The organism is Corallococcus exercitus, assembly GCF_003611585.1.
GTDB lineage: Bacteria > Myxococcota > Myxococcia > Myxococcales > Myxococcaceae > Corallococcus > Corallococcus exercitus.
On sequence record NZ_RAVW01000074.1, the window covers coordinates 1 to 21,453 of the forward strand.

A 21,453-nucleotide genomic window follows, 5' to 3' on the forward strand; every position below is an offset into this window, starting at 1 on the left:
CCCGCCTCCCGCGCGCACTCCGGCCGCGACGACGGCGCCGGCCACCGTCGTGGCCCGTCCGTCGGCCAAGCCGCTGCCGCCGCCCCCGCCGCCCGCCGCGACCACGGCCCGGGCTCCGGAGCCTCCGCGCCCGGCGTCCACTGAGCAGGCGAGCAGTGCCGGAGCGCCCGTCCCCCGCGTGATGGGTGCTGGCGCGAAGAAGAAGGTCGTGGTGAAGAAGTCCCGCTAGAGCCCGCCCGCCGCGCCGTCGTTTCCGGCGGCGCGGGGGTGGAACAACCGGGGGTGCCACCATGGACGCCGAGCACAGGGCCGAGGGACAGGAAGGGATGCCGGGCACACCTGGGGAGAACGCGACGCCGTCCCAGCACGAGGGCGCGGCCGACGCGTCCCCGCCGAAGCACGGCGAGGGCGCGGGTGGCGACGTGACGCCGGAAGGCGCCGTCCAGACGGACCTGCCCGGAGAGAGTGGGCAGACCATGGGCACCATGAGCAGCACGGAGGCCAGCACGGCCGGTGGCGAGGGCAGTGAGTCGTCGCACGGCACGGATGCGAGCACGGGCAGCGGCTCCGCGAACGCGTCCGAGGCCAGCATGGCCGGTGGCGAGGGCAGTGGCTCCGCGAACGCAGCCGATGCGAGCACGGCCGGTAACGAGGGCAGTGGCTCCTCGACGGGGCCCGTCGCGAGCGCGGCGGGTGGCGAGGGCGGTGGCCCCTCGGGCGGAGCGGATTCCGGCGAGGCAATTGGCATGGGCGGTGGGACGGAGGCCGGCGTGGCGGGTGGTGCCGGAGCGGAAGCCCACGGCGAAGCCCGGCAGGGTGAGGGCTCGGGGACCGGGGCGGACGCTTCCACGGGCCCCGGCCGCTACGTGGAGCTGGCCTCGGGCGAGCGTGTGCAGGACGCCTCCGGTACGGGCAGCGACGGCGGCGGCGAGGCGAAGGACGTGCTGGAGGAGCCGCGCTCCGGTCCGGTGTCGGGCGCGGACGACGCGCTCCTGAGCGCCGGCATCTGGGACGTGGCGAGCCGCGCGAGCCAGGAGGACGCGGGCTCCGGCGCGGGTTCGGAACAGGGCTCCAACGAAGATTCGGCGACCCCGGAAGGGGAGCCCCACGCGGAGGCCATCGAGCCGCGCGTGATGGGACAGGTGACGGCGATGGTGTTGCCGCTGGAGCGACTGGAGGAGGACACCACCTTCCGTCTGCGGGACGAAGGCGACGTGTCCGAACTGGCCACGGACCTGGCGCGACTGGGCCAGCTGTTCCCGGTGGACGTGCGCCCGCGCGGGGAGGACCGCTACCAGCTCATCTGCGGCTTCCGGCGCGTGGCGGCGCTGCGCTTCCTCAAGCGCGACCAGGTCCAGGTGCGTGTGCACGAGGAGCTGTCCGACGAGGACGCGCTCCTGTTGTCCCTGGCGGAGGCCATCCACGCCTCGCCGGTGGAGCACGACGTGCTGGAGGCCAAGCGCGAGTCGCTGGAGGCCGAAGGCCGGCTGACGGCGCCGGTGCGCGACATGCTGGAGAAGGCGCTCGCCACGGAAGAGACGCTGGCGCCGGAGGGCGTGGAGGAGGAGATCGACGCCGACGAGCTGGCGGTGGACGTCGCGCAGCGCATGGGCGCCCTCAACCAGGACCTCTCGCTGCTCGCGGACGTGTTCGCCGCGCTGGATGAATCCCGCAAGGCGGAGCTGCTGATGCAGCTGCGCTACTCGGCGCAGCTGGTGGCGTACCTGGAGGGTCTGTAGGCCATGGCGGACACGCTCGAACGCGACCGCGCCCGGCTCCTGGAGGTGCTCACGCAGCGCTCCTTCGAGCGCAGGCGCGTGGTGCTCTCCTCCGGCAAGGAGTCGGACTTCTACATCGACTGCAAGCGCACGGCGCTGCTCGCCGAGGGCCACTACCTCATCGGCCGGCTGCTGCTGGAGGCCATCCGGCGCGACGCTCCGTCGGCGGTGGCCGCGGGCGGGCTGACGCTGGGCGCGGATCCGCTCGCGTCGGCGGTGAGCCTCACCAGCTTCCTGGAGGGCGGCGGCCAGAAGTCCCTGCACGCGTTCATCGTGCGCAAGGAGCCCAAGGGCCACGGCACCGGCCAGTGGATTGAAGGCCTGTCCGCGCTGGGCCCGGGCGCCCCGGTGGCCATCGTGGAGGACGTCGTCACGACGGGCGCCTCCACGCTCAAGGCCATCGAGCGAGCGAAGCTGGAGGGCCTGACGGTGCTGGGCGCCTTCGCGCTGGTGGACCGGCTGGAAGGTGGACGCGAGGCCGTGGAGGCCGCCGGCCACCGCCTCACCACGCTGTTCACGCGCAAGGACTTCATCCCGTGAGAAGGCTGTTGCTGGCCGCGGTGCTTCTGGGCGTGCTGGGTGGCTGCGCCAGCACGCCCCCCAGCGTCGGCGAGCCCGCGCCCACGCTGGATGATCCGAAGCAGGAGTCCGCCTACCTCGCCGTGCTGGACCGGTACTCGGACCGCAAGGAGATCTACGACGGCTTCGACACGCGCGTCTTCGCGGGGGCCACGCTCCAGACTCCTGCCTTCCGCGAGGCCCGCATCCACCGCCGCGCCATCTTCCAGACGCTGCCCGCGGCGAAGGTGGAGCAGCTCCTCGCGGAGGAGCAGGCGGAGGCGGAGAAGTTCAACGAGTTCTTCCTGGCGGTGCACGTCAACGACTACCGCTACGACGACTTCGCCCACCGGAACAGCATCTGGCGGATCGCGCTGGTGACGCCCACGGGCGAAATCACGCCCATGGAGATCCGCCGCCTGGGCCGGTCGGACCTCAACGTGCGCGCCTACTACCCGTACGCCAGCCTCTTCTGGGTGACCTACCGCGTGCGCTTCCCCAAGACGTTCGCCAACGGCCAGCCCGTCATCCCCGAAGGCACGGAGCAGGTGATGCTCCGCGTCGCCTCGTCGCTGGGGAACGCGGAGCTGAAGGTCCACGCGCGCTGACGCGCGGATAGAGGGGACGGCCGCGGACCCTCAGGTCTGCTGGCCGTCCTTCAGCCACTTCGACGTGAGCGGCATCGTGGGCCCCGCGAGCAGGCGGTCCAGGAGCGCGTCCGGGGACGGATTCACCGCGAAGGGCATGCCCTGCGCCTCCGGGACGAAGCCCGCCTCCACCATCCGGTTCACCAGCGCCAGCAGCGGCTGGAAGAAGCCGTCCACGTCCAGCAGGCCCATGGGCTTCCTGTGCAGCCCCAGCTGCGCCCAGGTGATGATCTCGAAGAGCTCGTCCAGGGTGCCGAAGCCGCCGGGCAGGGCGAGGAAGGCGTCCGCGCGCTCGGCCATCAGCGCCTTGCGCGAGTGCATGGAGTCCACCCGGTGCAGCTCCGTCAGGCGCGGGTGGGCCAGCTCCTTCGCGTCCATGAAGTGGGGCAGCACGCCCACGGCCTTGCCGCCGTTGGCGATGACCGCGTCCGCCACCGCGCCCATCAACCCCACGCTGGCGCCGCCGTAGACGAGCGTCAGCCCCCGCTTCGCCAGCGCGGCGCCCAGCTTTGACGCCGCCTCGCGGTACTCGGCGCGCGTGCCGGTGCGCGAGCCACAGAAGACGCAGACGCTGCGCACGGGGGTTTCAGCCATGGTCAGAAGTATCCGTACCGTTGGGGGTGGGCGGCCACCACGGCCAGCGCCGCGGCGATGAAGAGCAGGACGGGGATGGCGCGCGAGTAGAACTTCGGGCCCTGGCGCAGCGCCATGCCGCACGGCAGGCCGAAGACGAAGCCGCCCAGGTGCCCCGCCCAGCTCACCCCGGGCAGCAGGCTGATGACCGCCACCTGCACGAGCCAGAACATGTGCTCCCGGCGGCCCTGCTGGTTGAGGATGGGCAGCATCGCGCCGCCCCAGCCCAGGATCATCCCGGACGCGCCCACCGTCACGGTGTCGAAGTTGAAGAAGAGCGCGAACGCGGAGCCGCCCAGCGCGGTGACGAGCGACAGCGCCAGGAACTTCAAGCTGCCGATGCCGCGCTCCAGCGACGCGCCTAGCGAGTAGACGGCGGACATGTTGAAGAGCAGGTGCAGCGGGCCGCCGTGCTCGAACACCATGCCCAGCAGGCGCCAGTACTCGCCGTCGCGGACCCACGGGCCGTAGAGCGCCAGCGGCCCCACGATGCCGAAGTTCCTCCCGTCGATGACGAGCGGCCGGCCCATCGAACTGCTCAGGAAGAACATCCCCACCGCGCCCGCGATGATGGCGTAGCAGACGTAGGGCGTGGGCAGCGCGCGCTGGGGCCGCCCGGGGCCCGGGGGCGGACCGTCCCCGTTCCGCTCGCGTGGCGTGGGGCCCTGCTCGTCTCCCAGGCCGGAAGGGCCCGGGAGGTCATCCAGCATGCGGCGCGGACGGGACATGACGGCTCACAGCTCCCGCGAGAGGACGGTGTCGCGCGTGCCCTGGTGCTCGTCCGTGTGGGGGTAGTCCAGGGTGTAGTGCAGGCCCCGGCTCTCCTTGCGGCGGCTCGCGCAGTCCACGATGAGGTGCGCCACCTCCGCGATGTTGCGCAGTTCGATGACGTCGCGGGTGACCTTGAAGCGCCAGTAGTAGTCGCGGATCTCCTCGCGCAGGAGCTCCAGCCGCCGCCGCGCGCGCATCAGCCGCTTGTCCGTGCGGACGATGCCCACGTAGTTCCACATCAGCCGGCGGATCTCATCCCAGTTGTGGGTGACGACCACGCTCTCGTCGGAGTCCACCGCGCTGCCGGAGTCCCAGGCCGGCGGATCCTCTTTCGGCAGGGACTGCGAGGACAGCTCCTCCGCCGCCACCTGCACCGCGCGGTGGCCGAACACCAGGCCCTCCAAGAGCGAGTTGGACGCGAGCCGGTTGGCGCCGTGCAGGCCCGTGCAGGACACCTCTCCGATGGCGTACAGGCCCGGCACGTTGGTGCGCCCGTGCAGGTCCGTCACCACGCCGCCGCACTGGTAGTGGGCCGCGGGCACGACGGGGATGGGCTGCACCGCCATGTCGATGTTGAAGGCCTTGCAGGTGGCGTAGATGTTGGGGAAGCGCTCGGTGAGGTACGCGCGGCCCAGGTGCGTCATGTCCAGGTAGACGCAGTCGTTGCCCGTGCGCTTGAGCTCTGCGTCGATGGCTCGCGCCACCACGTCGCGCGGGGCCAGGTCCCGCATGGGGTGGTAGCGGTCCATGAACGTCTGGCCGCCCTTGAGCTTGAGCTTGCCGCCCTCGCCGCGCAGCGCTTCACTGATCAGGAAGCTCTTGGCCTCCGGGTGGAAGAGGCACGTGGGGTGGAACTGGTAGAACTCCATGTTCGCCACGCGCGCGCCCGCGCGGTACGCCATGGCCACGCCGTCGCCCGTCGCGACGTCGGGGTTGGAGGTGTAGAGGTACACCTTGCCCGCGCCGCCCGTGGCCAGCACCGTCACCTTGGAGAGGAAGCGCTCGATGGCGCCGTTCTCCAGCAGCGCGTACGCGCCCACGCACCGGCTGGAGGGGGCGTGCGGCCGGCGGTCCAGGATGAGGTCGATGGCGGCCGTGTTCTCGAAGAAGGTGATGTTGGGCTGCTGGTCGCACGCGGCCAGGAGCGCGCGCTGCACCTCGCGGCCGGTGATGTCACCCGAGTGGATGACCCGGCGGGCCGAGTGCCCGCCCTCGCGGGTGAGGTCGAACTCGCCGCCCAGCCGGTCGAACTCCGCGCCCAGCGCGACCAGCTCCTTGAGGCGCGTGGGGCCTTCGCGCACCGTCACCTCCACCGCGTCCCGGTGGCACAGGCCCGCGCCCGCGACGAGCGTGTCCTCGATGTGCGCGTCGAAGGAGTCCGTGGGGGCGAGCACGCTGGCGATGCCCCCCTGGGCATAGGCGGTGTTGCCTTCGCCGCGCTCGCGCTTGGTGAGCACGGCGACCGTGCCGTGCCGGGCCGCCTGCAGGGCGAACGACAGGCCTGCCACGCCGCCGCCCATGACCAGGAAATCAAACCGATGGGGCATGGCGGACAGCCTTAATGGCGGTAAGTGCTGGAAACAAGGCGATTTCTTGAGGACTTTCCGGGCGTTGTCTAAGGTTTCGGCCGCCGCCATGCGTGTCCTGACCGCCCTCGTCGTCCTGCTGACCGCCGCCCTCCCGGCGTACGCCTCCGACGGCATCTACAGCTACGTCGAGAAGGACGGCACCATCGTCTACACGAACGTGCCGCCCGGAGGCGCTCGCAAGGCGCGCAAGCTGTCCGGCACCTTCACGCCCGCGCCGGCCAAGTCCGCGCCCGTGCGGGGCCGCTCGCGGACGCCCGCGGAGCTGGATCCGCACATCACCACCGCGGCGCTGCGCTACCGCATCCCGCCGGCGCTGGTGCGCGCCATCATGCATACGGAGAGCAACTTCAACCCGAACGCGCTCAGCAACAAGGGCGCCAGCGGGCTGATGCAGCTCATGCCGGGCACCGCGTCGGACATGTACGTGAAGGACATCTTCGACTCGAAGGACAACATCGAGGGCGGCGTGCGCTACCTGCGCGTGCTGGCGAACATGTTCGACGGCGACATGGTGAAGATGGTCGCCGCGTACAACGCCGGGCCGGACGCGGTGAAGAAGTACGGAGGCCAGGTGCCGCCGTACGCCGAGACGCAGGAGTACGTGCGCAAGGTCCTCCAGCTCTACTACCACTACAAGGAGCGCGAGCGGCTCGCCCAGGCCGAGGCCAGCAGCCGTGAGCCCACACCCGAGAATGACGACGCGCACGAAGGGGACGAAGGAGCCGGGCCCCGCTGAAGAGGAGTTCCTGCAGCAGCTCCACCGTGGGGCGGAGCTGCTGGGCGCCGGCAAGGTCAGCGAAGCGAAGGACTTCCTGGAGCGTGCGCACCAGCTCCAGCCGCGCCACGAGAAGGCCCAGAACCTCCTGGGCCTGACGTATTTCAAGCTGGGCCTCTTCGACCGCGCCGCGGACCTGTACGAGATGCTCGTGCGGGACAACCCGGTGGACCCGACGCTGCGCGTGAACCTGGGGCTCGTCTACCTGAAGACGAACGCGCTCCAGCGCGCGGCGCGCGAGTTCGAGACGGCCACCGACCTGGCCCCGGACCACAAGAAGGCCCACAACTACCTGGGCCTGACCTTCGCCCAGATGGGCGAGTACGGCCGCGCGCGCGAGCACTTCCTGCTGTCCGGCAGCGACGCCATGGCGGAGAAGATGTCGCGCGCCATCGCCGGAGAGGGCTACAGCCGCCCGCCCGCGCCGCCCACTCCCGCGCCGGTCCGTCCGCGCGAGGAGGAGGGGAGCGCCGCGCCCCCGCCTTCGTCCGGTGAGAGCGACTGGGGCGCCCAGTTCGGCCTGGATGAAGCGCCCCGGAGCCCACGCGCCGCAGCCGCAACGCCGCCGCCCCAGGCTCTTTCGAAGCCTCCGGATGACGACCTGCGCTTCGCCGAGGACGAGGGCCCGCCCGCCGCCACGGACGCGCACGCCTTCGCCGGGCGCATCCAGGAGGATGAGGACCCGAGCCTCGCCGCTGGAGAGGGTTCTTACGGGGACGACGCGGAGCTGGCCGCCACCACGGACGCGGACACCTCCGGCGCCGACGTCGAGGTCGCCGACGAGCTGCCCCCCACGCCGGTGTCGGAGGAGATCGAGGTCTCCGAGGAGCCGCCCGTCCTCGCGTCCGACCTGGAGTCGGAGCCCGGCTCCGCCTTCACGGAGACCTTCGACGCGCTGGCGAAGAGTGAGCCGGCTCCCATCGCCCGGCCCGCCGAGCCGGCTTCCGTGCCCGCCGCCGCATCCGGCGTGAGCCCTCCCGTACTCACCGAGTGGGTGCCCACGGTGGCGCTGCCGGGCGCGGTGGCGGGACAGCCCTTCACGCAGGGCGCGGCGGGCGTGACGCTGGCGGTGAACGGCGAGCTGCTCACCCGGCTGGAGGGGCTGGTGGCCGTGCGCGGACAGGTCACCTTCCAGCCGGAGATGAAGCGCTTCCGGGGCCGGGCCACGGACAAGCCCTTTGGCGAGGGCGATCAGGCCATGGTGCGCGCCCGGGGGCAGGGGACGCTGCACCTGGAGCCCTCTTCCGGGCGGCAGCTGGTGCCGGTGGCCCTGGACGACGAGTCCGTCTACCTGCGCGACGCGTGCGTCTTCGCCTTCGAGGAGCCCGTCGTCTTCGAGAACGGCCGCGTGCCGTCGGAGCTGGCCCAGGACCTGGACCTGGTGCACCTGCGCGGGCAGGGGCGGGTGCTGCTCAGCCTGTCGGGCGCGCTGCGCTCGGTGCCGGTGGCCATGGACCAGCCGGTGACGGTGCCCCTCACGCACCTGGTGGGCTGGGTGGGCAACCTCACCCCCCGCGTGGTGCCCCTGGTGGCGTCCGCCGCCGGGGAGACACTGCGGGGGGCGGTGGAACTGGGCGGTGAAGGATTTGCCCTCATCGCACTCGGGGTCCGGTAGAACGCGCGCCCATGGCCACCGAGCGAGCCCTCAGGAAGCAGCGCAAGCGCGAGGAGCGGGCCCGTCGCCGCGCCTCCCGCCGTCCCAGCATCCTGGTGCAGGAGTTCTGGAACCTGCCCAACATGCTCACGCTGGGGCGCATCCTCATCATCCCGCTGTTCGTCTGGCTCACCTACGACGCGGACCCCCTGCACTCGCTCCTGGCCGGCCTGGTGTTCGCGGTGGCCGCCATCACCGACGTGGTCGACGGCTACCTGGCCCGCCGCTGGAACCTCATCACCGTGGTGGGCAAGTTCATGGATCCGCTGGCGGACAAGCTCATCGCCATGGCCGCCCTGGTGATGATGGTCCGCCTGGGCCGCATCGCCGCGTGGGTCGTCATCGTGCTGCTGGCCCGTGAGTTCATCGTCAGCGGCCTGCGCACCATCGCCGCCAGCGAGGGCATGGTCATCGCCGCGGGGCAGGAGGGGAAGTGGAAGACGTCCCTCCAGCTGGTGGGGATCATCTCCCTGTGCGTCCACTACGTGCACCCGCTGGACCTGGGCTTCCGCACCGTCCCCGTGGACTACAACCAGGTGGGCAAGGTGCTCGTGTACCTGTCGGGTGCGTTCTCCGTGTGGAGCGCCGTCGTCTACTTCCGTGCGTTCCTCGGGATGCTTGCCCGGCGGGGAGGGGCGGATCCGGACGCGAAAAGTGTTTGACGTGTCCGGGAGGCCTCTGTATATCCGCCCCACTTCCGGGGCGGCACTGACCGGGCGGCAAGCAGCACGCGGCACCGAGATGCGGGAATAGCTCAGCGGTAGAGCATCGCCTTGCCAAGGCGAGGGTCGAGGGTTCAAATCCCTTTTCCCGCTCCAGACGCAGTTCGCAGCACGGCGGTCGAGCAGTACCAGATGCGGGAATAGCTCAGCGGTAGAGCATCGCCTTGCCAAGGCGAGGGTCGAGGGTTCAAATCCCTTTTCCCGCTCCAATCGAAGGCCCTCTGGGAAACCAGGGGGCCTTTTTCTTTCTCTTCGTGCGGTACCGCCACGGTGCTCCAGGGCAGGCGGGCGCGCGAGGGGCCGGCGGTCCGCTGTTCCAGGGCGTTCGCCACCGGCGGACCCTTTGCGGTATGGATACCGGCGCATGATTCGCAACTTCCGGGAACTCTATTCGTACCGGGGGCTCCTCCTCAGCCTGGTGCAGCGCGAGCTGAAGGCGCGCTATCGCGGCTCGGTGCTGGGCTTCTTCTGGACGTTCCTGAACCCCACCCTGCACATGCTGGTGTACGCGCTCTTGTTCGGCGTGTTCATGAAGAACCAGATTCCGCACTACGCCTACTTCATGTTCGTGGGCCTGCTGCCGTGGATCTGGTTCTCCACGTCGGTGTCCGCCGGCGCCAGCGCCATCAGCGACCGGCGCGACCTGATGACCAAGGTGCGCTTCCCGGCCCAGGTGCTGCCGGCGACGGTGGTGGCCACCAACTTCTGCAACTTCATCTTCTCCCTGCCGCTGATGGTGGTGCTGGGGCTCATCTTCGGCGTGGTGCCGACCTGGCACATGGTGCTGTTCCCGGTGGTGGTGCTGATCCAGATGTGCTTCACCTTCGCGGTGGTGTACGCGGTCAGCGCCTTCAACGTGACGTTCCGGGACCTGCAGCACATCGTGATGAACCTGATGACGCTGTGGTTCTTCATGACGCCGGTGCTCTACAAGCTGTCCACCATCCCGGAGGAGTACCGGCGCGTGCTGCAGGTGCTCAATCCGATGTCCATCCTCATCACCTCGTACCAGGCCATCTTCTACGAGCACCGTCTGCCGGACGCGGTGCCGCTCGTGTCGCTCCTGGGCGTCTCCATCGTGCTGCTGTGGGGTGCCACGCAGATCTTCGAGAGCCGCCGCGAGGAGTTCGCGGAGTCCATCTAGATGGTCCAGTCACCGACCGAGGACGCCATCGTCATCCAGGACGTGGTGAAGAACTTCCGGAAGAAGACCATCCGGGGGGAATACACCACGTTCAAGTCGGAGCTCGTGCGCTGGCTGCGCGGGCAGCGGCACGCGTCCCAGCAGGGGCGCTTCATCGAGTCCCTGCGCGGCGTCAACCTGCGCATCCCCAAGGGCCAGACGGTGGCCATCCTGGGGCGCAACGGCTCCGGCAAGAGCACGCTGCTCAAGCTGATCACCGGCATCTATTCGCCCACGTCCGGCAGCATCCAGGTGAACGGGCGCATCTCCGCGCTGCTGGACCTGGGCGCGGGCTTCCACCCGGACTTCTCCGGCCGGGAGAACATCCTCATCAACGGCATCATCCTCGGCATGTCGCGGGCCGAGGTGCGCGCGAAGATGGACGCCATCATCGCGTTCAGCGAGCTGGGGGAGTTCATCGACGAGCCGGTGCGCACGTACTCCAGCGGCATGTACATGCGCCTGGCGTTCTCCGTGGCCACGCACGTGGACCCGGACATCCTCATCATCGATGAGATCCTCGCCGTCGGCGACGAGCACTTCAGCAAGAAGAGCCTCGCGAAGATGACGGAGTTCAAGCGGCTGGGGAAGACCATCGTCCTCGTCACGCACGACATGTCCACCGTGGAGCGCTGGTGCGACCAGGCGGCGTGGCTGGACGGCGGGCGGATCCGCCGCGTGGGCACTCCGGCGGAGATCGCCGCCGAGTACCGGCAGGCGGTGTCGCTCGCGGAGGCGCGCTCCACGGTGTTCACGCCGCCGGCCCTGACCGAAGGGGGCGGAGCGCTGCCGTCGCTGCCGGAGGGCGTGGTGGTGCGGGACGAGCCGCCGGCGTCGCCGCCGGTCGCTGTGTCGCGGGTGTGGCTGAGCGGGCCTCGCGGGGAGGAGCTGGGGCTCGTCACCACGGAGACGCGGGCGGAGGTCTGCATCGACTACGTGGCGCGCGAGTCGGTGGAGGACGTGGAGTTCGTCCTCACGCTGTCCACCGCGGATGGGGTGGTGCTGTACGTGACGAGCACCCGGACGGACCGGGTGGCGCTGCCGGCGCCGCTGCCTCCGCAGGGGCGGCTGCGCTTCGTGCTGCCCCGGCTGGGGCTGCTGGGCGGCTCCTACGTGCTGAGCGTGGAGCTCAAGACGGGCAACAACGCGAATCCGGAGCCGGGCCGGGAAGCCCGCTGCACCTTCTCCGTGTCCACGGAGCACGACGACCGGGGTGTCTTCCGGCCGGAGCATTCCTGGGTGGTGGAGGAGGCTCCGGCCGCTCCCGTCCAGGCGGTCTCCGTGTCCAAGCATGCCGCGGCCTCCTGAGGGGGAGGAGGCCTCCCGCGCGCCGCGGCCGGGGCCTTGAAAAAGGGGAGGCGCCTGGGAGGTGAGTACCTTGTTCCACACCATGCCCGAGGGGGGGCAGGCCGCGCAGTCCGCCGGGGAGCTCGCCGAGCGCATCGCCGCCCTGCGCGCGGAGCCCTCCGAGGCCAACGCCCGGGAGCTCGCGGCGCTGACGGAGCGGCTGCGCCGGCTGGTGCCGCCGGCCAACACGCCCCTGTCGCCGCTGCTCGCCGCGGCGAGGCTCGCCGTCCCGTTCGACTTCTCCGTGCCGCCGTCGCACCGGGCGTCGGGAGGGCAGTGGGTGACGGCCGCCAAGCGCGCCTTCGTCCTGGGCCTGCGCCCGCTCCACGTCGAACTGCTCAAGCCCCAGGCGGCCTTCAATCAGCGCGTGCTGCGCGTCCTGGAGCGGCTGGAGGCCCGGCGCGACCAGGGCACCCGTGAGGACCTGACGGACTGGGTCCGGGGACAGCTGGACGCGCAGGGGGCCGGCGAGGCCGCTCCAGCGGGAGCCGCCTCGGGCTTCGGTGGGGGCTCTTCGCCGGAAGTCGCTCAGACGCGGGAGGGCGCGCAGGGCTTCGGCGGGGGCTCTTCGCCGGAAGTCGCTCAGACGCGGGAGGGCACGCAGGGCTTCGGCGGGGGCTCTTCGCCGGAAGTCACTCAGACCCAGGAGGGCGCCCGGGGCTTCGGCGGGGGCTCTTCGCCGGAAGTCGCTCAGACGCGGGAGGGCGCGCAGGGCTTCGGCGGGGGCTCGGCTGCGGCCGCCCCTGCGCCGCATGGCACGCTGAACTTCGTGGACGTCGGGGCCGCGGGCGGACCGCGTGAGCGGCGCACGCCGCGCGGCTTCGCTCCCGTGGACCTGGCCTGGAAGCTGGCGTGGCGCGCGTGGCGCCGGGCGATGGGCCCCGTGCTGGAGCCGCTGCTGGAGCGCCAGGCGGAGTGGAACGCGCAGATGCGGGAGACGCTGCTGTCCGTCGCCGCCGCGCCGGGTGCCGGGACGCCGGATCCGCTGGATGCCACGCACCGGGTGGCGCGGCTCGTGGCGCTGGCGTCTCCGCTGGCCCGGCCGGGGCTGCCCCGGGGCGTCCGGGCCTCCGCGCCGCTGTGGCGCGAGGTGCTGCGCCGGCAGTCGCGCTTCAACGGCGAGGCGGTGGTGGCGCTGGCCGCCATCCTCGGCGTGCGCACGCCGCCTCCGCCCTTGCCCGCGCTGGAGGACTTCCACCACTGGTGCACGCTGCGCGAGTCCGGGGACATCCACGCCGCCCGGGAGGCCGTGGCCCGGCTGCCTCGCCGACCCCGGCTGTCCCTCCTGGTCGCCACCGCGGGGGCCTGTCCCGCGCACCTGCGTGAGTGCCTCGCGTCGGTGGAGGCCCAGGTGTACCCGGAGTGGGAACTGGTGCTCGTGGGGCCGGAGGACGGGCCCGCGCTGCCGGAGCCCTGGGGCTCGTCGCGCCGCCAGCCGCGCATCCGCCGGGTGACGCTCTCCGGGCCCACCGACTTCGCCCGCGCGCTGCGCGTGGGACTCCAGGCCGCCAGCGGTGACTTCGTGGGCGTGCTGGGCGCGGAGGACACGCTCGCGCCCCATGCGCTGGCGGAGGTGGCTCGGGCCCTGGGCGCGGACCCGGGCCTGGACGTCGTCTACGGCGACGAGGACCGGCTGGACACGCGGGGGCGCCGCACGGCCCCCTTCTTCAAGCCGGACTGGTCCCCGGACCTGCTGCGCTCGGTGGACTACCTGGGCCGGGGCGTGATGGCCCGCCGCGCGCTGGTGGAGTCCGTGGGCGGCTTCCGCGAGGGCTTCCCCGGCGCCGAGGAGTACGACCTCTTCCTGCGCCTCAGCGAGGCGTCGGAGCGCATCGGCCACGTGCCGCACCTGCTCTACCACCGGCGCCTGGGCGCCGTGGGCCAGGTGTCCCAGGAGGGCCGCCGCGCGCTCGCGGAGCACCTGGCGCGGCGGGGCGAGGACGCCGAGGTGACGGTGCCAGGGCCCGGCCGCTACCGCGTGCGCTACGCCGTCCGGGGCACCCCGAAGGTGTCCATCATCGTCCCGTTCAAGGACCGGCCGGACCTGCTCAAGACGCTCACGGACACGCTGCTGGAGCGCACGACGTACAAGCACTTCGAGCTGGTGCTCGTGTCCAACAACAGCGTCCGTCCGGAGACCTTCGCGCTCCTGGACACGCTCACGGACGCGCGCGTGGTGAAGCGCACCTGGGACTTCCCCTTCAACTACCCGGCCATCAACAACTGGGCGGCGGGGCAGGCCACGGGCGAGCTGCTGCTGTTCCTCAACAACGACATGGAAGTGGTGGACCCGGGCTGGCTCACGGAGCTGGTGTCCCAGGCGCAGCGCCCGGAGGTGGGCGCGGTGGGCGCGAAGCTCCTCTTCCCCGAGGGCACCGTGCAGCACGCGGGCATCGTCGTGGGGATGACGGGCATGGCGGGCCACCCCTTCTGGCGTCTGCCGGACGGGCCCATCGCCACGCCCTTCGGCCACACGGAGTGGGTGCGCAACTGGCTGTCCGTCACCAGCGCGTGCGTGATGATCCGCCGGCCCCTCTTCGACGCGCTGGGCGGCTTCGACGAGCGCTTCCTCTTGTGCGGCAGCGACGTGGACCTGGGCCTGCGGCTGCACGCCCGGGGTCTGCGCGTGGTGTGCACGCCCTTCGCGCGCGTGGTGCACCACGAGTCCGCCAGCCGCCGCACGGACGCCATCCCGGAGCCGGACTACTGGCGCTCCTTCACGTCGTACCGGCCGTGGCTGCTCAAGGGCGACCCCTACTACAACCCCAACCTCACGCTGCTGTCGGGGGACTGCGACCTGCGCCGCCACCCCGAGGACGGCGAGGCCCTGGCGGTGCGCACGCTGGCCCACGAGGTGCCCAGCGCGCGCCGGCCGCCAGCCTGAAGCAGGTTGGCGCCGCTAGCGGATGGCCCGCCAGGTGAACCAGGCGTCGTAGGCCAGGTTCGCCAGCGGAAGGCCGCTGCGGCGCACCACGCTGTCGCGCCAGGGGTTCGTCTCGAAGGCCTTCCACGCCTCCTTGAGGGCCCCCTTCACCGAGCCGACCTGCGCCAGCTTCTTCAGCTCCAGCTTGAGGCCGAAGGTGGTGATCTCATGCACGCCGAAGCTCTCCACGTGCGAGTACTTGAGGAACTCGCGCGCCTCCTGCTCCGTGGGGTAGCGCGTGTAGCGCAACAGCTCCTGGAGCGTGCCGGGCTGCAGCTCGTCCGCGGTGAAGCGCAGCAGGGGTGACATTCGCGCGTAGTCCCGCGCGTAGTCGTACATGCCCTCCTGCACGCGGCGGAAGAAGCGGGCGCTGTTGTCCTTCTCCTGGTCGTGGTGCAGGAGCTCCGGCATGGGCAGGTGCGGCGCCCACGGGTTCTTCCCATAGCGCACCGTGCTGCCGTGGTTCGCCGTGGTGATCATCTCGAAGATGGCGGTGTTGCGCAGGAAGTCCGCCTCCTCCAGGTCGCGCCGCCGCAGGTCCGACAGGTAGCCGTACTTGAAGGACTTCTTCGCCAGGGGCTGACCGTCCGGCACGTAGGCCAGGTAGAAGCCGTGCAGCTCCGGGAAGCGCGCGTCGTGCTCGAAGGCGCGCATCAGGTTGTCCTGCATGCTGCCCTTCCACCCGATGTCCACGAGCGCCGTGCGCTCCAGGCCCATCAGCCCGCGGTACTCCAGGTAGCGGGACAGGTTCGCGCGCGCCTCGTCGCGGCGCTGGTGGAAGGCCACGCGCACGCGGCGCGACGCGAGGAAGCGCTGGAAGGCGGCGTCCTTCGTGGGCTCCACGATGGGCCGGTCCGGGTCGGTGAGGCCGCACTCGGCGGCCAGCCGGATGAACTCGTCCTGGGGCAGCGACAGGTTCTTGAGCAGGCCGCGCAGCGACTGGCGGCTGTACTGGCGCCAGAAGCGGTGCACCTCCTCCCAGCTCAGCTCGCGCATGGACGCGAGGATGGTGGAGGCCCGGCTGACGAACAGGTAATGCGCCTTCGGCACCCGGCGGAACAGCCCGGAGTCCTTCAGGAGGGCGAACACCTTGAGCAGCGTGAGGCCCTCGCGCGCCAGGAAGTAGACGTGGTCGATGCCCAGCTTCTCCGAGCGCTCGATGACGTCCACCACGAAGGCCACGATGCCCGGCGCCAGCGTGCGGCCCAACTGGTAGCTGGCGTCGTCGTCCGGCGGGCGGACGTGGCGGGCCTCGTTGCCCAGCACGACGTCCACGTAGTGCGCGGCCCAGTACGGGTTCTGCTCCACGGCCTTCTGGGCGATTTCCAGCCGGCGGCGGCGCTGCTTCTCGTCCGGGTCGTCCACGCGCAGGGTGGAGATGCCCAACCGGCGCGGCTGCACGTTGTCGGCGTTCTCGTCGTCGCCGACGAAGAAGAGCTGCTCGGGCTTGAGCCCCTCGCGCTCCAGCACGCGCGGGAAGAGCCGGCCGGAGGCCTTGCGCAGCCCCTCGTCGATGGAGACGTAGCCCGCGTCGAAGTACTGCTCCAGCCCGCAGTGCCGGAGCAGCTCACGCAGGAGCGGCTGCGACAGGTACATGTCGCTCACGAAGATGAGCCGCTTGCCCTGGGCCTTCAGCGCGGACAGCACCTCCGGGATGCCCGGCGCGGGACGCAGCGCCAGCTTCTCCAGCTCCAGCTCCAGCGCGCGCAGCTCCTCGGCCATGCGCGAGCGCATCGGCTCCCGCGGCACCCAGCTGCCCGCCCAGCGCTGCAGCAGCGCCTCGAAGTCGACCTCGTTGTCGCGGCCCTGGGCCACCTGCTCCCCGGCGATCTCCATCTCCAGGGCGAAGCGGCGCTGACGCACCTGGGCCACCGTGGGCAGGGCCTTGGGGTGCACCAGTTCCTTCAGCCGCGCGTGGAAGCCGCGCGCCACGGCCGTCTTGAGCCACTCGCCCTCCACGCTGCGCACCACCAGCGTGTTGAAGACGTCGAAGCCCACCACGTCGTAGCCCGCCGTCGCCGCGAGCAGCCGCTCGCGCAGCGTGGCGAAGGGGGAGGATTCAATGGGGGGCGCGTCGCCCGCGCGGAAGAGGCGCGAGGCCTGGGCCAGCCCGTCCACCACGTTGGGCGGCAGGGCCTCCGAGGCAATCACCGACATGCGCTCGCCGGGCGTCGCGCGCGGGTGCTTCGTGGCGGCGGGGGCGCCCTTCTGCGTCAGGTACAGGTCGCGCGCGGTCTCCACCGCCCAGCGCTGGAGGGCGGGAAGCAGCGCGGCCGCTGCGGGTTCACGGCGGGCAGTCATCTGCTTCCGATGTCCTTGGCTCTAGTTGGGGACGGCCGCGAGGGAGCGGCTGGGACGCGTGAGCTTCTCCGCGCCCAGGGTTTCCGGGGCGGCGGGCGCGGCGGCGGACTCCACGGCGGCAGGCGCGGCCACCGGGGGACGCGGGGACGTCAGCGACGCCAGGTGCGCCATGGGGTCCGCGAACAGGTGGGCGTCGTGTAGCACGCGCTGGAAGCACGCGGACGCGTCGAAGGCCTCGCGCATCTTCTGCCACGCGCGGATGCGCACCGCGCGGAAGGACACCGGCATGCGGAAGACCTCATCCAGCGCGCGCGCCCACTGGCCATCCGGCCGGTAGAGGAACTCGTCCTCCGGCTCGATGTTCCACTCGCCGGCGAAGACCGTGTCGGCGATGACGAGCAGCCCGTGCGCCATGGCCAGCAGCGGCAGCGGATCAAAGCGGCCCATCAGGTCGCGCGACGCGTAGACGAGCGTCCCGGCCTTCTCCAGCGCCTGCGACATCTGCTCCGGCGTGGCGTGCGAGGACAGCACGTCCACCGGGCCCAGCTTGCGCAGGTCCTCCAGCGCCTCCGCCGAGGGGCTGGCCCAGTCCGCCACCAGCATCCGGCGGACGTCCAGCCGCGGGCCCGTCGGGCACCGCGCGGTGTCCACCGGCAGGGGCAGCGTCTGCAGCAGCGGCAGCCGCGCCAGCTCCGGCGACGTGGGCGTCTCCAGGTAGGTGAGCCAGCGGAAGCCCTGCGCGTCCGGGCCGCTGATGCGCGCGAGCCGTTCAATCTCCTCCGCGCTGAACAGCGGCGCGGGGATGACGCCGATGCGCATGCCGCCGGGCACCCGCGCCGCCAGCTCCGGCGTGAGGTCCTGCGGACGGAACACGAGCGTCGCGTTCGCATCCCAGGCCCGGGCCGCGTCGAGCGCGGGCTCCCACTGGCCGTCCGTCACGGGGAAGAAGCGGACCTCGGCCCACGCCGCCTGGACGGGCACGTGCGGCTGGAAGGCCGGCTCGCCCACGAAGGCGACGCGCTGGAGGGAGGGGGAGGGCGGATGGACTCTCATGACAGGACTCGCGTGAGGCGCGCGCGCAGGGACTTCTTCAAGTCGTCGCCCACCAGCTTCTGCAGGGCGCGGACGGGGCGGGACTTCTTGAACTGGCGGTAGCGCTCCAGCAGCACCTGCTCGCCGGGCCCCACGTACGGGTGCAGCGGCGAGTGGCCGCCACGCTCCGCGCGCCAGACGTCGTCCAGCCAGTGGCCGTGCATGGTGGACATCGCGGCCAGCGCCGGGCGCAGGTGCGTGTTCGTCCAGCCCTCCGCGTGCAGCGCTTCCAGCCCGGAGGCCACCTGGCGCGTGCTGGACTCCCAGTCCGTGAACGCCTTCGCGGTGGCGAGCGCGTTCGTGCGCAGGTGCGCGAGGTACGCGGGCTGCGTGCTCAACAGGCGCAGGAACTGGACGATCTGCCGGTGGTTGTACGGCTCCACCATCAGCGAGTTCTGCCCGTGCACCATGTACTCGTCGGTGCCGGTGACGGTGTACGTGATGGCGGTGCCGCCCTGGGAGAACATCTCCAATGGCGGGCCGAACATGCCCTCGACACGCGAGAGCTTCAGCAGCACGTCGTACTGACCGTAGACCTGGTGCACCTGGTTGATGGGGATGCGCTCGTGCACCTGCACCGGCTGCCCGCCCACGGTGGGCTTCTGCCCGCCGGAGGACGACGCCAGCCACCCCGTCTCGAACTGGACGCCCTGTTCCGCCGCCAGCTCCAGCACTTCAAACGTCTCCGGCACGCCCTTGAAGCCCACGCCCCAGGGGCCCTCCACCAGCACGCGCAGCTTGCCGTCGCGCTTCGGCGGGGCCTGCACGCAGGGGAAGTGGTCGCGGGACAGGCCGTTCTGCACGTAGAGCGTGCGCCCCTCGGGCTGCAGCGTCTGGATGAACTCCACCAGCCACTTCGCCTCGGTGACGAACAGGAGCGGCAGCGAATACGTCTGCCGGTTGAGCAGCTTGTAGTGACGCTCCGCGTGGAAGCGCGACTCCAGGCTCTGGTTCAGGTAGCCGTACACCCGGGCGTTGACGCGCCACAGGTCGTAGAAGGTGATCCACCAGGTGGCCAGCGCGAAGTCGAAGGACTCACCCTCGGCCTCCGCGAGCGACCGGCGCGGCAGGTCCGCCAGCCGCGGGTGCCACAGGGGATACGTCAGCTTGACGGGGCCCGGGGTGATGAGGACGGCCTCATGGCCGAGGTCCTGGAGCCGTGAGGCGTACTCCAGGATGACGTTGGACCCACCGGAGATATTGGCGATGTCCCCAACGAGGAACCCGATCTTCATGCCTTGGCAACTCGCGTCGTGGGCTGGATGCCGCCCGGAGGAAACGATTCGCCGCCGCCGTTGATTCTCCCCGTGGCATCCCCCTCAGGATTGACGAGGCAGGCGAAGCGAGGGGCCGATGTAGCGCGGAGAAGGTTGCTGCGTCAACGCCCGGCGGGGCTGCTGTCCGTCGAGCAGGCAGCCATTCGCTCAGGGTGAAGACGGCCCCGGCGGCTCCTTCTCCAGCTGCTTCAAACGTGCTTCCAGTTCGCGCCGCCAGAGCGCCTGCGTCCGCGCGTGTTCGCGCTGGTTCTCGATGACGACGGTGAGCGCGTCCAGGATGGCTTCGTTGAAGTGCACCTGGCGGCGCAGCACCTCGTTGATGAAGGGCTGGAACGCGCCGCGGAAGGTCCGCTTGGCGAACACGAGCACGGGCCCCAGGACGGGGCGGTGCGACGTCGCGGGCTCCACGTAGCGCACGTCCGCCTTGGCGCGCGCCTCCAGCAGCAGCGCCGGCCACTGGCCCGCGACGGGGGCGCGCAGCGACGCGGCCAGCGTGCGGCGCAGGTGGTCGCGCGCGGCGGCGGATGGCTCGGGGAGCCGCTCGGTGGCGGCGGCCACGGCCTGGGCCGAGGGTTCGGCCGTGAGCAGGTCAGCGGCGTGCATCGCGGGCTCCTCGCTTCTTCGATGACAGGCCCTGGACCAGGACGTTGGCCACCGCGTCCAGGTCCGAGCGATCCAACTCCACCAGGCGCGGCCCCAGGTGGTGCCGGGCCGCTTCCGTCGCCGCCTCGTCGGACGCGGCGGCCGCGTCGCGCACGCCCCAGCCGCGGCGCCCCACGCCCGCCAGCAGCGCCTGGACCGCGGCGGTGTCCGTGCCCAACAGCACCACCTTCCCGGACGACGCCCGCACCGCCGTCTCCAGCGACGACGAGCCGGGCAGCGGCTCGGGGGCGGGGCCGACGGGCTGGTCGGGGGTAAAGTGCCAGACGGGCGCTCCCCCGACCGTCTGGGGACCGAGCGAGAGGACGGGCTCCTCGCCGCGCCCCCGGAGGGCGAGGATGCGGGAGTCGGGCAGGCGGCGGTGCAGCTCGCGGGCGAGCCGTGACATGGGCGCCTCCGGCCGCGTGGAGAAGCCGGGGCAGACGATCTCGATGGCGGGCGCCTGTGTGGGGGCCACCGCGGGGACGGGGCCACCTCCTCCCAGCCAGCCCTGCAGCGCGGTGCGCACCTGCGCGGCCACGGCCTTCTGGGACAGCGCGGCCACGCGTGCGCGCTGCGCGGTGAGCACCTGCTGGCGCAGCGCGGGTTCGCGCTCCAGCACCGCGAGCAGCTGCGCCACGTCCATGGGCTCGCGCGAGAACGTGGTGAGGCCTGCTCCGCCCATGGTCTCCGGGACGGCCGCGGCGCCGTACGCGACGACGGGGACGTCGCGGTACATGGCCTCCAGCAGCGGCACGCCGAAGCCCTCGTGCCGGCTCATGGAGAGGTAGGCCGTGGCGGACGCGAAGCAGGCGGACAGCTGCGCGGCGTTGACGCGGCCCAGGAACTGGATGCGGTCCGGGCCGAGCAGGTCCTTGAGGCCGTGCAGGAACCCCCCATAAGGCGCGTCGCGGTGGATGTTGCCCGCGATGAGCAGGCGGCTCTTGGGCTGGTACAGGCGCTGGTACGCGGTGAAGACGCGCAGCACGTCGTCCACGTACTTGCTGGGCACCGCGCGGCCCACGAAGAGGATGTTGGAGCAGCCGTCGTCCAGCTCCGCCATCAGCGCCGGATCCGGCGGCGTGTCGAACGCGTGCCAGTCAATGGCGAAGGGCAGCACGTCCACGCGCGGGTAGCCCGCGGCGACCAGCTCCTCCGCGCTGAAGCGCGAGTAGGCGAAGGCCCCGTCCACGTGCGGGCGCAGCGCGAGCAGCTCCAGGCGGGCGGCGTCGCACGCGAGCACCGCGCCCCGGTCGTAGCCCTCGAAGAGCCGGGCGGGAGTGATGTTGTGGTAGACGAGCAGCTTGCGGCCGCGCGACCGGGCGATGAGCGGCACCTGCTTCGACTCGAAGCTGTGGTGCACGAGCAGCACGGAGTCGCGGGTGGCCTCGCGCGGGTAGTTCTTGGCGGCGTGCACCTGGTCGCGGCACGCGTCGTCCCAGGAGTCCGCGTAGATTTCGGAGGTGTGGCCCCAGGAGCGCAGCAGGCTCTGGAGGTAGCGCACCTGGTTGCCAATCGCGTCACCCCACGCCAGGCGGGTGACCAGCTGATGGATGTGCAAGGG

The 21,453-nt window shown here is 71.5% G+C and carries 17 protein-coding genes, 2 tRNA genes and 1 pseudogene; 12 read left to right on the plus strand and 8 right to left on the minus strand.

The annotated features are described in order from the left end of the window. The 4 genes and pseudogenes from D7W79_RS12135 to D7W79_RS12150 form a co-directional block, all read left to right on the plus strand. Nucleotides 1-229 (plus strand): annotated as a pseudogene (locus tag D7W79_RS12135) (polymer-forming cytoskeletal protein); the annotation flags it as partial. Nucleotides 230-326: 97 nt separating this feature from the next. Beyond that, complete coding sequence (locus D7W79_RS12140) at nucleotides 327-1,739, plus strand: ParB/RepB/Spo0J family partition protein (RefSeq protein ID WP_120525530.1); 1,413 nt, start codon at nucleotides 327-329, stop codon at nucleotides 1,737-1,739. Nucleotides 1,740-1,742: 3 nt separating this feature from the next. Further along, the gene (gene pyrE / locus D7W79_RS12145; RefSeq protein WP_120525531.1) at nucleotides 1,743-2,318 is read left to right on the plus strand and encodes an orotate phosphoribosyltransferase; all 576 of its coding nucleotides are present in this window, start codon (nucleotides 1,743-1,745) and stop codon (nucleotides 2,316-2,318) included. Then, entirely contained in the window at nucleotides 2,315-2,944 is a 630-nt protein-coding gene (locus tag D7W79_RS12150) for a hypothetical protein (RefSeq protein WP_120525532.1), read from the plus strand. Before pyrE ends, D7W79_RS12150 begins: the two co-directional genes overlap by 4 nt. 30 nt (nucleotides 2,945-2,974) lie before the next feature. Here D7W79_RS12150 and D7W79_RS12155 read toward each other — a convergent pair whose 3' ends face one another. From D7W79_RS12155 to nadB, 3 genes are read right to left on the minus strand one after another with little or no spacing between them, the layout of a single operon-like run. Continuing rightward, complete coding sequence (locus tag D7W79_RS12155) at nucleotides 2,975-3,577, minus strand: LOG family protein (RefSeq protein ID WP_120525533.1); 603 nt, start codon at nucleotides 3,575-3,577, stop codon at nucleotides 2,975-2,977. A gap of 2 nt (nucleotides 3,578-3,579) precedes the next feature. Then, complete coding sequence (locus D7W79_RS12160; protein ID WP_120525534.1) at nucleotides 3,580-4,344, minus strand: rhomboid family intramembrane serine protease; 765 nt, start codon at nucleotides 4,342-4,344, stop codon at nucleotides 3,580-3,582. A gap of 6 nt (nucleotides 4,345-4,350) precedes the next feature. After that, nucleotides 4,351-5,934, minus strand: coding sequence for an L-aspartate oxidase (gene nadB / locus D7W79_RS12165; RefSeq protein WP_120525535.1), 1,584 nt, complete (start codon nucleotides 5,932-5,934; stop codon nucleotides 4,351-4,353). A gap of 88 nt (nucleotides 5,935-6,022) precedes the next feature. Here nadB and D7W79_RS12170 point away from each other — a divergent pair, with 88 nt between their 5' ends. From D7W79_RS12170 to D7W79_RS12205, 8 genes are all read left to right on the plus strand, one after another. After that, entirely contained in the window at nucleotides 6,023-6,712 is a 690-nt protein-coding gene (locus tag D7W79_RS12170; RefSeq protein ID WP_120525536.1) for a lytic transglycosylase domain-containing protein, read from the plus strand. Continuing rightward, nucleotides 6,669-8,366, plus strand: a complete 1,698-nt coding sequence (locus tag D7W79_RS12175; protein WP_120525537.1) for a tetratricopeptide repeat protein — start codon at nucleotides 6,669-6,671, stop codon at nucleotides 8,364-8,366. Before D7W79_RS12170 ends, D7W79_RS12175 begins: the two co-directional genes overlap by 44 nt. A gap of 11 nt (nucleotides 8,367-8,377) precedes the next feature. Then, entirely contained in the window at nucleotides 8,378-9,067 is a 690-nt protein-coding gene (gene pgsA / locus D7W79_RS12180; RefSeq protein WP_120525538.1) for a CDP-diacylglycerol--glycerol-3-phosphate 3-phosphatidyltransferase, read from the plus strand. Between the two features lie 81 nt (nucleotides 9,068-9,148). Further along, a tRNA-Gly gene (locus tag D7W79_RS12185) sits at nucleotides 9,149-9,223 on the plus strand. A 38-nt stretch (nucleotides 9,224-9,261) separates the two neighbouring features. Next, nucleotides 9,262-9,336: transfer RNA gene (locus D7W79_RS12190), tRNA-Gly, on the plus strand. A gap of 155 nt (nucleotides 9,337-9,491) precedes the next feature. Continuing rightward, nucleotides 9,492-10,271, plus strand: a complete 780-nt coding sequence (locus D7W79_RS12195; protein ID WP_120525539.1) for an ABC transporter permease — start codon at nucleotides 9,492-9,494, stop codon at nucleotides 10,269-10,271. After that, nucleotides 10,272-11,618: an ABC transporter ATP-binding protein gene (locus D7W79_RS12200; protein WP_120525540.1), complete on the plus strand. Its 1,347-nt coding sequence runs from the start codon at nucleotides 10,272-10,274 to the stop codon at nucleotides 11,616-11,618. 61 nt (nucleotides 11,619-11,679) lie between these two features. Beyond that, entirely contained in the window at nucleotides 11,680-14,541 is a 2,862-nt protein-coding gene (locus D7W79_RS12205; RefSeq protein WP_276375351.1) for a glycosyltransferase family 2 protein, read from the plus strand. Nucleotides 14,542-14,556: 15 nt separating this feature from the next. Here D7W79_RS12205 and D7W79_RS12210 read toward each other — a convergent pair whose 3' ends face one another. From D7W79_RS12210 to D7W79_RS12230, 5 genes are all read right to left on the minus strand, one after another. Then, nucleotides 14,557-16,881: an HAD family hydrolase gene (locus D7W79_RS12210; protein WP_120525541.1), complete on the minus strand. Its 2,325-nt coding sequence runs from the start codon at nucleotides 16,879-16,881 to the stop codon at nucleotides 14,557-14,559. 21 nt (nucleotides 16,882-16,902) lie between these two features. Continuing rightward, on the minus strand, nucleotides 16,903-17,934 hold the full coding sequence (locus tag D7W79_RS12215) for a glycosyltransferase (RefSeq protein WP_120525542.1): 1,032 nt from the start codon (nucleotides 17,932-17,934) through the stop codon (nucleotides 16,903-16,905). Further along, nucleotides 17,931-19,208, minus strand: a complete 1,278-nt coding sequence (locus tag D7W79_RS12220) for a glycosyltransferase family 4 protein (RefSeq protein WP_120525543.1) — start codon at nucleotides 19,206-19,208, stop codon at nucleotides 17,931-17,933. Before D7W79_RS12220 ends, D7W79_RS12215 begins: the two co-directional genes overlap by 4 nt. 189 nt (nucleotides 19,209-19,397) lie before the next feature. Beyond that, a complete protein-coding gene (locus D7W79_RS12225) occupies nucleotides 19,398-19,853 on the minus strand; it encodes a hypothetical protein (protein WP_171435982.1) in 456 nt (151 codons plus the stop codon). Then, entirely contained in the window at nucleotides 19,840-21,450 is a 1,611-nt protein-coding gene (locus D7W79_RS12230; protein ID WP_244221727.1) for a glycosyltransferase, read from the minus strand. The genes D7W79_RS12225 and D7W79_RS12230 overlap by 14 nt, the downstream gene beginning before the upstream one ends. Nucleotides 21,451-21,453 lie beyond the last annotated feature (3 nt).